Source organism: Asticcacaulis sp. P4_H10 (genome assembly GCF_056400965.1).
The window spans coordinates 824,527-836,584 of the sequence record NZ_JBFUKH010000001.1; the positions used below are offsets into that span (position 1 = coordinate 824,527).

A 12,058-nucleotide genomic window follows, 5' to 3' on the forward strand; every position below is an offset into this window, starting at 1 on the left:
GTCAGTCGAACTCGGACGGTTCAAATTCAGGATCGACCTCAAGGTCGTTCAGCGGCGCGCGCAACATGGTAATCTTGCGCGCAGCGTCGCGGCTGGAATGCAGGACATCATAGGCCCAGTGATCCTCAGCAAGCTTGGTGAAGTCGTCGTCGGTCGTGGCCTCGATTATGGCCAGTTCGGCGATATGGTCCTGGCGGGTGATGTCGCAGGCGATGGCGAAGTCGATGCGGCGCTGGACGTATTCGACGACCTCGACCGGTTCCATGAAGCCAAAGATTTCGGGGAAGCGGTTGCTGAGGTCGTCCGACAGCTTAAGCGTCAGCTCACGCCGGGCCTCGGCATTGAAGGCCGATGTCTGGGTCTCGGATATTTTCAGCATCTGCAGCTCCCCGTCGCGCGAACCTTACGCCACGGAGCCGCCCGGTGCAACTTTGCCGTCAAATCAATAGTTAATAGTGCCGGACCTTGGTCCAGGCATCAACCAGGGTCTTGGCCTTGTTGTAGACGATTTCGGCCGTGTCGCCGGGCTTGAAGACGCTGGTGCCGATGCCGAAGCCGGCGGCGCCAACGTCCAGATAATCCTTCATATTGTCGGCCGAGACGCCGCCGACCGGGAAGACCGGCACGTGGCGCGGCAGGACCGCTTTCATCGCCTTGAGGCCTTGCGTCCCCGCCAGTTCGGCAGGGAAGAGCTTGAGCGCATCGGCGCCGGCGTCGACGGCTGCAAAGGCCTCGGTCGGCGTGAAAAAGGCCGGGAAGGAGATCATCTCCAGCGCCTTGGCGCGGCGAATCACGTCCGGATTGGTGTTGGGCGAGATACAGATTTCGCCGCCGACCGCCTTTAGCGTCTCAACGTCGGCGACGGTCAGAACCGTGCCGGCGCCGACAATGGCGCGCGTGCCGAAAGCACTTGCCATCGACTTGATGCTGTCGAACGGATCGGGCGAGTTCAGCGGGACTTCCAGGATCTTGAAGCCGGCGCGGATCAGGCATTCGCCGACGCCCAGGGCTTCGCTGGGGCGAAGGCCGCGCAGGATGGCAACCAGAGGCATGGTGTCGAGGGCGTCGCGCCAGCGTGCGTCGAGGGACATCAGATAAGCTTTCCTTGCTGGGCCAGGGCCCACAGGCCGGCGGACGAGGCTTCGTCACCGTCGATTTCGGTGACGTCGGTGAAGCCGGTATGGTTGAGTGCACGCTTGTAGAGGGTAATGAGCGAACCGGCGCCGATCAGGGTGACCGGGCGGATGCCGTGACGGATCGATTCGGCGCGGATTTCCGAGCCGATGAGCAGGCCTGACAGGTAGGAGGACAGGCTTTCCGGCTTGATATTGCCGAACAGACCCTCAGTGCGCGCCGAGAAGACGAGCGACAGGAAGGACTTGTCGGCCATGGCGCGATCGACACCCAGCGTGAAGGCGGCTTCGTCGTCGATGTCGCTTTCCATCAGGTCGCCCAGGATGGAGTGGCGCTTGAGGACCTGGAACATTTCGCCGGTCATGTAGGACGAGAAGCCGGTGATCGTGCCGTTATCGACGACCGCCCACTTGCAGTGTGTGCCCGGCAGGACAAAGACGCCGTCGCCGTGCTTCTGGCTGAGGCCGAAGATCTGGGTTTCCTCGCCGCGCATGACGTTCTTGATGCCCGGGTGATCGGCATCGGCCGACAGGCCCGGAACAATCTTGACTTTGAGCTTGTCGGACGGAGCATCGACGATACCGGCGACGATTTCCTTGGCGCCGGCCGGGCAGGGGACATAGGGCGCCTCTTTCCAGCCGGTGCGCGAACCGACCATGCCTGACAAAAGGATCGGCAGGTCCGGACGGGCGAAGTCTTCCTTCATGACCGACGACAGGGCTTGTTCGAAAGTCAGGACGCCGAGGTTCTTGAGGCCGATATTGGCGTTGTGGCGGGCGATGATCTCGCCGTCGGCGCTGAACAGGAACAGGCGGAAATTGGTCGTGCCCCAGTCGGCGGCGATCAGGGCGGGCGGTTCAGTCGACATAAGTATAAAGCTCAGTCCTGGTTAAATGCGGCTTCCGATTAGCCCTTAAACTTCTGCGGTTCAAGGCCGGTGTGGCCACGCAGCAATTCACTTGGGATTTCGAAGAATGTCCCGCCCTCACGATCCTCCGGCAGGTCGACGGCGGCCGACGTCACAAAGACGCGGTCGAGGCGTTCGCCGGCAAAGCACAGCGACGTCGTTTGCTTCGCTGGCAGGTCGATATGGAAGTCTTCGCGGCCGTCGGCAAGGAAGCGCGTGACACGGCCGATGCCCCAGTGCGAAATCCACAATCCGCCTTGCGCATCACAGGTCATGCCGTCCGGTCCGCCCATCTCGTCGCTGAATTGCAGGAACAGGCGCTTGTTGCGTATCTCGCCGGCGTCGTCGATGTCGAAGACGAAGACCGAGCCGTGGCCGGTGTCGGTATGATAGACAGTGCGGAAGTCGCCGGAAAAGGCCGGGCCGTTGGCAATCTTGTACGGCCCATCGACCTCCTGGACGCTTAAGTCGGTATTCAGGCGATACCAGGCGCCGGAGGTCTTCTCGATCGGCTTGTGCATCGAGCCCGCCCAGATGCGGCCGCGGTCGTCGGCCTTGGCGTCGTTCATCCGGTTCATTGGCTCGTGCGGATACGGATTGTGGATGTGGCGGATGGTCAGCGGCTCAAGCGTCACCTCGGCGAAGCCGCTCATCAGGCCGGCGATGAAGCCGCCCTTTTCGCGCTCGATAACCCAGCTGATGTGCTCGGGGAAGTGCCAGGTCCTGCTTTCACCGTTGAGATAATAGGCATGCAGGTTGTTCGACAGGATATCGACCCAGTAGACGCAGTTATCGCGCCGCGACCAGGTAGGGCCTTCGCCGAGGACGGCGCCGGGAGCAGAGCGGCGGATGATATCGGGCATGGGCTTCCTCTTTGTGTTTTGTCCGTTTTAACCGGCGGTGGCCCGCGTTTTCCAGCGATTATTTTGCCCAAAGCATTGCGTCAAGAAAATTGTATGACAATTTGAATGGCCTTCCGTTAGGGCGCAGAAAATTTTGCACCATATCTTGACGTGCGCGTAAAGTAAGCGCACCTATACGGCTACATGCAAAGCGGCGCGTTATCACGCGAAAGTGGCTGTTGGTCCAATGGCGCTTTTGGCGAACACGCCTATAAAACGGGCCTAAAAGCCGGAGGATGTTCTCGCTCATGCCGACCCCAGAAAATTCCGCCTATATCTATGACCACGTGCGCACGCCGCGCGGCAAGGGCAAGAAGGATGGCAGCCTGCATCAGTTCACGGCGCTGGACCTTTCGGCGCAGGTGCTGAGCAATCTGCGTGACCGCAGCAACCTGGATACGACGCTTGTTGACGACGTGTCGTGGGGCTGCGTGACGCCGGTCGGTGAGCAGGGCGGGGACATCGCCCGCGCGGCCGTTCTGGCAGCCAATTACGACCAGTATACCGCTGGCGCACAGGTCAACCGCTTCTGTGCCTCGGGCTTGGAAGCCGTCAATATCGCCGCCGCCAAGGTGGTGTCGGGCGAAGCGACCATGGCCATCGGCGGTGGCGTCGAAAGCATGAGCCGTGTGCCCATGGGCTCGGACGGCGGCGCCTGGGCCATCGATGTCCGCGGCGCCTTTCCGAATTACTTTGTGCCTCAGGGCGTGTCGGCCGACATGATCGCCTCGAAGTGGGGCTTTTCGCGCACCGACTGTGACGCCTATGCCGTCGAAAGCCACAAGCGCGCGGCGCAGTCGTGGGCCGAAGGGCGCTTCAACAACGCCGTCATCAAGGTCAAGGACCAGATGGGTGTCACCGCCCTGGCGCACGATGAAAGCATCCGCGCCGGCACCGACATGCAGACGCTTGGCGGCCTCAATCCATCCTTCGCCATGATGGGCGAGATGGCTTTCGATGGCGTCATCAACCAGCGCTATCCCGAAGTCGAACGCGTCAATCACGTCCATACGCCGGGCAATTCGTCTTCGATCGTCGATGGCGCCGCCGCCGTCCTGGTGGGCAGCAAGGAAGCCGGCGTCATCTCCGGCATGAAGGCCAAGGCGCGCATCGTCGGCACGGCCTCGATCGGTTCGGAACCGTCGATCATGCTGACAGGACCGTCCTACGTTACCGAAAAGCTGCTGAAAAAGCTCGGCATGAAGGTGTCGGACATCGATCTTTATGAGTTGAACGAAGCCTTTGCGGCCGTCGTCCTGCGCTACATGCAGGCGCTCGATATCCCGCACGACAAGATCAATGTCTGCGGCGGCGCCATCGCCATGGGCCACCCACTGGGGGCTACCGGCGCCATGATCCTCGGCACGCTGGTCGATGAACTGGAGCGCACGGGCAAGTCGACGGGGCTGGCCGTCCTGTGTGTCGGCGGCGGCATGGCCACCGCCACCGTGGTCGAACGCGTCTAAGGCAGGGAAAAGAACAATGGAAAACTTCAAGACCGAACTCGACGCCGACGGCATCCTGCTCTGCACCTTCGATGTGCCGGGAAAGACGATGAACACCTTTACCAAGGCCGCCCTGAGCGACTTAGAGGCCATCGCCAATCGCGCCAAAGCCGAGGTCGGAATCAAGGGCGTTGTCCTGACGTCTGGCAAGACGACCGGCTTCTGCGCCGGAGCCGATCTCGAAGAAATGCTGGGCGGCGCCTGGGAAACCGGCGCGGACCTCGAAGGCGAGGCCAAGCTCAAGGCCAGCTTCGATGCGGCGTTCGAAATGAACCGCGTGTACCGCCTGCTGGAAACCTGTGGCAAGCCGGTGGCCGTCGCCATCAATGGCGTTGCTTTAGGCGGCGGCCTCGAAGTCTCGCTGGCCTGCCATTACCGCGTCATGGGCAATGGCCCGAAGACCCAGGTCGGCCTGCCCGAAGTCAAGATCGGCCTCTTCCCGGGCGGTGGCGGCTCTCAGCGCCTGCCGCGCCTGATCGGCGTGCAGAATGCGCTTCTGGCCATGTCGGAAGGCAAGTCATTCCGACCGAAGGAAGCCCTGTCGCAGGGCATCGTCCATGAGGTCGTCGACGAGGGCAAAGAGGTCGAAGCCGCCAAGACCTGGATCAAGACCAAGGGCGATCCGGTTGCACCATGGGACAAGAAGGATTTCAAGATCCCCGGCGGCGGTCCCTACCATCCGGCGGGCGCCCAGATTTTTATCATGGGCAATGCCATGCTGCGCAAGCAGTCCTACGGCAACTACCCGGCTGTGCTCAACCTCATGCACTCGGTCTATGAGGGCCTGCAGGTGCCGTTCGACACCGCCATCAAGATCGAGTCGCGCTTCTTCTGCAATACGCTGGCGACGCCGCAAGCCAAGGCGATGATCCGCACCTTCTTCTTCTCGATGCAGGCACTGGGCAAGGGCTCCGGCCGTCCGGCGGGCGTGGCGAAGACCGAGTTTTCCCAGGTTGCCGTGCTCGGCGCCGGCATGATGGGCGCGGGCATAGCCTATGTCACTGCCATGGCCGGCATCAAGGTCGTGCTGGTCGACCGCGACCAGGCGTCTGCCGACAAGGGCAAGGCGCACTGCGAAGACCTGCTGAAAAAGGCCGTGTCGCGTGGCAAGATGACCCAGGACAAGGCGCAAGGCGTGCTCGACCTGATCACGGCGACGCCCGACTATGCCGCCATCGAAGGTTCGGACCTGGTTGTCGAAGCCGTGTTCGAGAATACCGAGCTGAAGGACCAGGTGACCAAGCAGGCCGAAGCCCCGCTCTATGCCGGCGCCAAGGCGGAGACGGCGATCTTCGGCACCAACACCTCGACGATTCCGATATCGCTGCTGGCCAAGGCGTCGTCGAAGCCTGAAAACTATATCGGCATCCACTTCTTCTCGCCGGTCGACAAGATGCTGCTGGTCGAAATCATCCTTGGCGAAAAGACCTCGGACGAGACGCTCGCCAAGGCCATCGACTACGTCATCAAGATCAAGAAGACGCCGATCGTCGTCAATGACTCGCGCTTCTTCTTCGCCAACCGCTGCTTCATTCCGTTCACCGCCGAAGGCATGACCATGTGGTCGGAAGGTATCACGCCGGCCCTGATCGACAATGCCGGCCGTGCGACCGGCATGCCGCGCGGTCCGCTGGAGATGATGGATGATGTCGCGCTTGATCTCTTGACCAAGATCACCTCGGAAACCGCCAAGGCCATGGGCGATGCCTATCAGCCGATCCCGGGTGAAAAGCAGGTGGCGCAGATGGTCGCCGACGGGCGTCTGGGCCGCAAGAACGGCAAGGGCTTCTACGACTACCCGGTCGACAAGAATACGCCCAAGACCCTGTGGCAGGGGACGAAAGACATGTTCCCTGTGACGCAAGCCGAAGCCAATCCAGCCGAGGTCGAAGAACTCAAGAAGCGCCTGCTGTATGTGCAGGCGGTGACGGCGGCGCGCTGCTTCGAAGAGGGGGTGATCACCGATCCGCGCGAAGCCGATGTTGGCTCGATCCTGGGCTGGGGCTTCGCGCCGTGGTCAGGCGGGATCGTTTCGCTGATCGATTCCATCGGTATTCCCAAGTTCGTCGAAGAGCTTGACCGCATGGAAAAGGCCTACGGCGAGCGCTTCAAGGCGCCGCAGTTGCTGCGCGATATGGCGGCGAAGGGCGAGACCTTCTATAGCCGCTTCGGCAAGACCGAGAAGTCCAAGGCCGCTTAAATTGGCTATTGCTCTTAGCGTTCAAATTTGATCATTAATGGTCAAGTTTGAACGTAAGGACGACCGTCATGTTTAACCGCCGCATGCTGCTGGGATTGGGACTGGCTACGGCCTTGCCCAAGGTCGCTTCCGCGCAATCGAATGCCCAGGCGAGCGGGCAGGAGGGCCTGCCGCAATCCGGCAGTACCAAGGCGCTGAAACCGCCCCTGCCGATGCAGGAAATCTGGCCGGCGGGCGCGCCGGGCGGCGAAAAGGTGACGGTCGAGCAACGCGTCGTCCTGCGCAAGCCCGACGGTGATCCCAACGACACGGCCTTTTACAATATCCGCAAACCGTGGCTGAGCCACCGCGCGCCCGCAAAGCCCAATGGCGGCGCCGTTCTGATCGCGCCGGGCGGCGGCTATGTCCGCATCGCCGGCAGTCTGGCAGGTGGCGATCTCGACCAGTGGCTGGCCGATGAGGGCTACCACGTCTTCACCCTGTTCTACCGTCTGCCCGCCGATGGCTGGGCGGCCGGTCCCGACGTCGCCTTGCAGGATGTGCAGCGTTCGATCCGCCTGATCCGTTCGCGCGCCGGCGAACTGAAGCTTGATCCGGAACGCCTTGCGGTCATGGGCTTTTCCGCCGGTGGTCATGTGGCGGGACTGGCGGCAACGCGTTTTGCCGAACCGTCCTATGCGCCCGTCGATGCCGCCGATGCCTTGTCCGCCAAGCCGGCGGTGGTGGCGCTGTGCTATCCGGTCATCACCATGACCGATCCTTACGCGCACAAAGGTTCGCTGAAGGAGATGCTGGGCGCAAATCCCACCGAAGCGGCACGGTTAAAGTCCTCCGTTGAAAAGCACGTCCCGGCCGATGCCGCGCCGGCCTATGTCTGCGGCACGACCGACGATCCCGCCGTGCCGATGCAGAACGCGATCCTCGCCTATGAAGCCTTCAAGGCCCAGAAGATCGCGTCCGAACTGCATCTGTATGAAGGCGCAACGCACGGCTTCCCCTTGCGTGCCAAGGGCGGCGCACTCCAGCCCTGGGCCGTTGGCGCTTTGGTCTTCATGGAACGCCACGGGCTTAAGACAGCCTGATCATTCCGGTTAGGTCATATCGCTTGCAACGGTCGTCGTTTCACGGTTCAAGGCGGGACGATCCGGAGCCTGAAATGAAAGAAACGACCCGCCTGACGTCCGCCACCTATGGCCGCGCCAACAGCCGCCGCCCGGTCAATGTCGCGCCGGAGCGCGGTTCGACCGTGCTGATGGAAAGCGCTGAAGTCCTCTATAATGACGACATCAAGCCAACCTATGGCACCGATGGGCTGGCGGCGCAGAACGAACTGTGCCGGCTGATCGCTGATCTCGAAGGCGGGTGCCAGGCCTTTATCCTGCCGACGGGTCTGGCCGCGCTGACCGTGCCGTTCTTTGCCTTCTTGCAGGCGGGGGACGATATTCTGGTCGTCAATTCCTGTTACGCGCCGGTCCGCCGTTTCCTCGAGACGCAACTGAAGCGCTATGGCGTGACGACGCGTTATTACGATCCGCGCCTGAGCGCCGAAGAGGTCGTGGCACTGGCGACGCCTGCGACCAAGCTGATCTATATCGAAAGTCCGGGCTCGCTGACCTTCGATATCCAGGACATTCCGGGCCTTGCAAAACTGGCCAAGGAAAAGGGCATCCTGACCCTGTGTGACAATACCTACGGCGCGGGCGTGCTGTTCAAGCCATTGGCGCACGGCATCGACATGTCCATGCAGGCCCTGACCAAATATGTCGGCGGCCATAGCGATATACTGATCGGTTCGGTCACCGTCTCGGATGAGACGCTGGCAAAAAAAATCTATGCGACCATCAAGGCTTGGGGCTTCTTCACCTCGGCCGATGAAAGCTATCTCGCCATTCGCGGCCTGCGCACACTGCATCCGCGCCTGAAACAATCCGGTGAGTCGGCGCTGAAAATTGCCAAATGGCTCGAAGACCGGCCGGAAGTGGCGCATGTCGTCCATCCGGGCCTAGCCAGCCATCGCGGGCACGAGACGTTCGCACGCGATTTCACGGCAGCGAACGGCCTGTTCATGGTCATCTTCAAAGGCGGCAACGAGACCAAGTCGCAGGCCTTCCTCAACCGCCTGAAGCTGTTCGGTTTGGGCTTTAGCTGGGGCGGGTTCGAGAGCCTGGCCGTCTATTGCGAGCCGCAGATCAGAGGCCGTGCCAAACTGTCGGATGACGATGACTGGCTGCTGTCGGGATCGGCGATCCGCTTCTATGTTGGCCTGGAAGACGTTGATGATCTGATCAACGACATCGAACAGGCGCTCGACGTCTTCTAGAGGTCAAAACCCGCCGAGGTCTTGAAGAAGCGGTCGGTGGCGGCGGCGAACTCGTCCGACAGCTGCTCGACCAACTCGGCGACCGGCATGACCTCATGGATCGAGCCGACGCCCTGGCCGGCTGACCAGATGGTCTTCCACGCCTTGGCGTCGGGGTTGAGTTCGTGCGCCATGTCGATCTTGTGCTTCGGGTCCTTGGCGGCATTGGGATCGAGGCCGTTGCTGACCAGAGACGGGGTCAGGAAGTTGGCATTGATGCCCGAAATCGCATCCGTATAGGTGATGTCCTTGGCGGTGGTGTCGATCAGCATCTGCTTATAGTCAGCGTCGGCGCGCGCCTCAGTCGTAGCGATAAAGCGCGTGCCCATATAGCCGAGGTCGGCGCCGGCCATCAGGGCTGCGGCCACGTCCTGGCCGGTGGACAAAGCGCCTGACAGGATCAGCGTGCCTTTGAAGAAGCTGCGGATTTCGTTGATCAGGGCGAATGGGTGCTGGTTGCCGGCATGGCCGCCAGCGCCGGCCGAGACCAGGATCAGGCCATCGACGCCGGCCTCTGCGGCCTTCTGGGCGTGCCGGGCATTGATGATGTCGTGAAAGACAATGCCGCCGTAGGAATGAACCGCATCGACCACGTCCTTGACGGCGCCGAGGCTGGTGATGACCAGGGGGACCTTGTGCGCCACGGTGGCCTTCAGGTCGTCCATCAGCCGCGTATTGGTGCCGTGGACGATCAGGTTGACGCCGTAGGCTGCATCATCTGGCCCGAGTGCCGCTTCGATCTGCTTCAGCCACTCGACATAGGCGTCGGTGGTGCGCTGGTTAAGGGCAGGGAAGGTGCCGATCATCCCGGCCTTGCACGTCGCGATGACCAGCTCCGGCCCGGACACCAGGAACATGGGCGCCGCAATGGCGGGAAAACGCAGGTTCCTGCGGAGTGTGGCGGGTATCATGGCGCGTCCCTGTGGCCCTTATGTTTATACAGGCACCTTGCCCGAAATTGACCTAAACGTAAAGCGCTCGTTTCTTCTGAAGCATGGCCCCGCCCACCACTCGCTCCGCTCGCGGTCCCCCCTCCCCATGAATGGGGTAGGCGAAGAATATATGTTTATCAGAAGCTTAGTTCTTCAATTGGAACTGAAACACTACGCCCTCCCCATTCATGGGGAGGGGGGACCGCGGTCAGGCGGTGGGCGGGGCCAGCTCTTGAGAAGATACGCACTCAGGCGGATCAATTTGCACCTGCGTTCTTGTCTTCCAGGCATGGGCGTTTAAATAGGAGCCATGAGCCATTATACAGACAACCTGACCCAGTTGGGCGGCGATGCCCGGCCGGCGGCTTCGCCCGAACAGGCGACGCTGGAACGCGTCCCCAACCCGCACCCCGATATCGACTATGTTGCGCGCTTCACTGTCCCTGAGTTCACTTCGCTGTGCCCGGTAACGGGCCAGCCTGACTTCGCCCACCTGGTCATCGACTATGTGCCGGGCGACTGGCTGGTCGAATCGAAGTCGCTGAAGCTGTTCCTGACGGCGTTCCGAAATCATGGTGCTTTCCACGAGGACTGCACGATCCATATCGCCAAGCGACTCAAGGACCTGCTTGATCCACGCTGGCTGCGGATCGGTGGTTTCTGGTATCCCCGCGGCGGTATTCCGATCGACGTCTTCTGGCAGACCAATGAGCCGCCCAAGGGCGTGCTGATCCCTGAGTTCGGCGTCCAGACCTATCGCGGAAGGGGCTAACCCTTCGGCTGCCACCAGCTGATGCGTTCGTCGTAGTTTGGACGATCGCGTTCCAGCGGCGCTTCGTTGGGCGTGCCAAGGTAGATAAAGCCGGCGACGTTTTCATCGGGGCTCAAACCCATCAATGCTTTGGCTTCGGCATCGTAAGAATACCAGTCGGTAATCCAGTTGGCGCCATAGCCCATGGCGCCGGCCGCGATCAGCAGGTTCTGGCAGACGGCCGCGGCCGACAACTGCTGTTCCCACAACGGAATCTTGTGCGGCTGGATCGGCGAAGAAACGACCAACAGCATTTCCGGCGGCGTAGACATCTTGAGCAGCGCCACCTCTGCCTTTTTCGCTTCAGTCTGCGACTGGGCCAGCGTGACCAACGTCTCGACCAGCTTCGCCTTGGCTTCGGTGGTGAAGCGGACGATCCGCCAGGGGCCGATCTTGCCATGGTCCGGGACGCGCAGACCGATCTTGATCAGCAGCTCGATCTCGTCGCCTGATGGTCCTGGCGCGGTCAGGGTGGGGGCAGGAGCACTGCGGCGATGGAACAAACGGTCGAGCACTTCGGCCGACGGCTTTTGCTCCAGTGGCTGGCCGAATTCTATGGCGGTCGGGTTGAGGTCAAAATCGGCCATGCGTGCTCCTTGAATCGCTTTGACTATATAGGCTGCGTCGTGCGATTGCACAGCCTATGAGCAACACAAATATTCCGCCCTGGGACACGGCTAAAGCCACGGCCGCGCGCGCCGACTGGACGCAGCACACCTGCGAGATCGTCTTCCAGAACCCGTGGATACGAGTCGAAGCCAGTCAGGTGACGGCGCCGACAGGCAATCCGGCACAATATGGCGTGGTGCGCTTTATGAACCGCGCCATTGCCGTTTTTGCTCTGCACGACGACGGCACAGTGCCGCTTGTTGGGCAGCAACGGTTTGCCATGAACGCCTATAGCTGGGAGATTCCCGAAGGCGGCGGACCGCTGGACGAAGATCCCGAAGACGCCGCGCGCCGTGAACTGCACGAAGAGGCGGGGCTCATCTCGTCCGATATGCGCAAGATTTTAGAGTTCGACATGTCGAATTCGGTGACCGACGAAGTCGCGGTCTGTTTCCTCGCCCTGGGGCTGACCGCGGCTGAAACCGAGCCTGATGAGACCGAACGCTTCGAATATGCCCGCGTTCCCTTTTCGCAGCTACTAAAAGCTGTTATAAATGGTCAGGTTCGCGACGGTTTAACCGTTGCTTGTACACTCAGGGTGCACCATATGGCCGTAAGCGGCGAACTGCCATCGCATCTGACGGCAGCGGTTCTGGCGCGCTGACGAGAACTTGGAACTCCAACCGCGCTCAAGCAGCG

At 61.5% G+C, this 12,058-nt stretch carries 12 protein-coding genes; 6 read left to right on the forward strand and 6 right to left on the reverse strand.

Annotation, left to right across the window (positions count from 1 at the left end; all coding sequences use genetic code 11):
* Position 1 precedes the first annotated feature (1 nt).
* The 4 genes from AC1DON_RS03520 to AC1DON_RS03535 form a co-directional block, all read right to left on the reverse strand.
* Entirely contained in the window at positions 2-379 is a 378-nt protein-coding gene (locus tag AC1DON_RS03520; protein ID WP_476933343.1) for a hypothetical protein, read from the reverse strand.
* A gap of 70 nt (positions 380-449) precedes the next feature.
* Positions 450-1,091 carry a 2-dehydro-3-deoxy-6-phosphogalactonate aldolase gene (locus AC1DON_RS03525; RefSeq protein WP_476933344.1) on the reverse strand — a complete coding sequence of 214 codons (642 nt, stop codon included), beginning with the start codon at positions 1,089-1,091 and terminating at the stop codon, positions 450-452.
* Positions 1,091-2,002: a 2-dehydro-3-deoxygalactonokinase gene (locus AC1DON_RS03530; protein WP_476933345.1), complete on the reverse strand. Its 912-nt coding sequence runs from the start codon at positions 2,000-2,002 to the stop codon at positions 1,091-1,093. Before AC1DON_RS03530 ends, AC1DON_RS03525 begins: the two co-directional genes overlap by 1 nt.
* A 38-nt stretch (positions 2,003-2,040) precedes the next feature.
* A complete protein-coding gene (locus AC1DON_RS03535; RefSeq protein WP_476933346.1) occupies positions 2,041-2,904 on the reverse strand; it encodes an SMP-30/gluconolactonase/LRE family protein in 864 nt (287 codons plus the stop codon).
* A 287-nt stretch (positions 2,905-3,191) separates the two neighbouring features.
* On the opposite strand from AC1DON_RS03535, the gene AC1DON_RS03540 reads away from it, so the two are divergent.
* The 4 genes from AC1DON_RS03540 to metC all read left to right on the forward strand — a co-directional run bounded on the left by AC1DON_RS03540 (position 3,192) and on the right by metC (position 8,968).
* Positions 3,192-4,409, forward strand: a complete 1,218-nt coding sequence (locus AC1DON_RS03540) for an acetyl-CoA C-acetyltransferase (RefSeq protein ID WP_476933347.1) — start codon at positions 3,192-3,194, stop codon at positions 4,407-4,409.
* A gap of 16 nt (positions 4,410-4,425) precedes the next feature.
* Positions 4,426-6,648 carry a 3-hydroxyacyl-CoA dehydrogenase NAD-binding domain-containing protein gene (locus AC1DON_RS03545; RefSeq protein ID WP_476933348.1) on the forward strand — a complete coding sequence of 741 codons (2,223 nt, stop codon included), beginning with the start codon at positions 4,426-4,428 and terminating at the stop codon, positions 6,646-6,648.
* Between the two features lie 68 nt (positions 6,649-6,716).
* Positions 6,717-7,730, forward strand: coding sequence for an alpha/beta hydrolase (locus AC1DON_RS03550; RefSeq protein ID WP_476933349.1), 1,014 nt, complete (start codon positions 6,717-6,719; stop codon positions 7,728-7,730).
* A gap of 74 nt (positions 7,731-7,804) precedes the next feature.
* A complete protein-coding gene (gene metC, locus AC1DON_RS03555; RefSeq protein ID WP_476933350.1) occupies positions 7,805-8,968 on the forward strand; it encodes a cystathionine beta-lyase in 1,164 nt (387 codons plus the stop codon).
* On the opposite strand, the gene AC1DON_RS03560 is transcribed toward metC, so the two are convergent.
* A complete protein-coding gene (locus AC1DON_RS03560) occupies positions 8,965-9,918 on the reverse strand; it encodes an NAD(P)H-dependent flavin oxidoreductase (protein ID WP_476933351.1) in 954 nt (317 codons plus the stop codon). The two genes, metC and AC1DON_RS03560, sit on opposite strands and share 4 nt — an antisense overlap.
* Positions 9,919-10,249: 331 nt before the next feature.
* Here AC1DON_RS03560 and queF point away from each other — a divergent pair, with 331 nt between their 5' ends.
* Complete coding sequence (queF, locus tag AC1DON_RS03565) at positions 10,250-10,711, forward strand: preQ(1) synthase (protein WP_476933352.1); 462 nt, start codon at positions 10,250-10,252, stop codon at positions 10,709-10,711.
* Here queF and AC1DON_RS03570 read toward each other — a convergent pair.
* Entirely contained in the window at positions 10,708-11,337 is a 630-nt protein-coding gene (locus AC1DON_RS03570) for a nitroreductase family protein (RefSeq protein WP_476933353.1), read from the reverse strand. The genes queF and AC1DON_RS03570 overlap by 4 nt on opposite strands.
* A 56-nt stretch (positions 11,338-11,393) precedes the next feature.
* Between AC1DON_RS03570 and AC1DON_RS03575 the strand changes: the two genes are divergently transcribed.
* Entirely contained in the window at positions 11,394-12,023 is a 630-nt protein-coding gene (locus tag AC1DON_RS03575) for an NUDIX domain-containing protein (RefSeq protein WP_476933354.1), read from the forward strand.
* Positions 12,024-12,058 lie beyond the last annotated feature (35 nt).

Excerpts from the sequence above, each read along its gene's own strand:
- AC1DON_RS03525 (WP_476933344.1), bottom strand. The coding sequence starts at position 1,091 with ATGTCCCTCGACGCACGCTGGCGCGACGCCCTCGACACCATGCCTCTG.
- AC1DON_RS03530 (WP_476933345.1), bottom strand. The coding sequence starts at position 2,002 with ATGTCGACTGAACCGCCCGCCCTGATCGCCGCCGACTGGGGCACGACC.
- AC1DON_RS03560 (WP_476933351.1), bottom strand. The coding sequence starts at position 9,918 with ATGATACCCGCCACACTCCGCAGGAACCTGCGTTTTCCCGCCATTGCG.
- AC1DON_RS03535 (WP_476933346.1), bottom strand. The coding sequence starts at position 2,904 with ATGCCCGATATCATCCGCCGCTCTGCTCCCGGCGCCGTCCTCGGCGAA.
- AC1DON_RS03520 (WP_476933343.1), bottom strand. The coding sequence starts at position 379 with ATGCTGAAAATATCCGAGACCCAGACATCGGCCTTCAATGCCGAGGCC.
- AC1DON_RS03570 (WP_476933353.1), bottom strand. The coding sequence starts at position 11,337 with ATGGCCGATTTTGACCTCAACCCGACCGCCATAGAATTCGGCCAGCCA.
- AC1DON_RS03545 (WP_476933348.1), top strand. The coding sequence starts at position 4,426 with ATGGAAAACTTCAAGACCGAACTCGACGCCGACGGCATCCTGCTCTGC.
- AC1DON_RS03540 (WP_476933347.1), top strand. The coding sequence starts at position 3,192 with ATGCCGACCCCAGAAAATTCCGCCTATATCTATGACCACGTGCGCACG.
- metC (WP_476933350.1), top strand. The coding sequence starts at position 7,805 with ATGAAAGAAACGACCCGCCTGACGTCCGCCACCTATGGCCGCGCCAAC.
- AC1DON_RS03575 (WP_476933354.1), top strand. The coding sequence starts at position 11,394 with ATGAGCAACACAAATATTCCGCCCTGGGACACGGCTAAAGCCACGGCC.
- AC1DON_RS03550 (WP_476933349.1), top strand. The coding sequence starts at position 6,717 with ATGTTTAACCGCCGCATGCTGCTGGGATTGGGACTGGCTACGGCCTTG.
- queF (WP_476933352.1), top strand. The coding sequence starts at position 10,250 with ATGAGCCATTATACAGACAACCTGACCCAGTTGGGCGGCGATGCCCGG.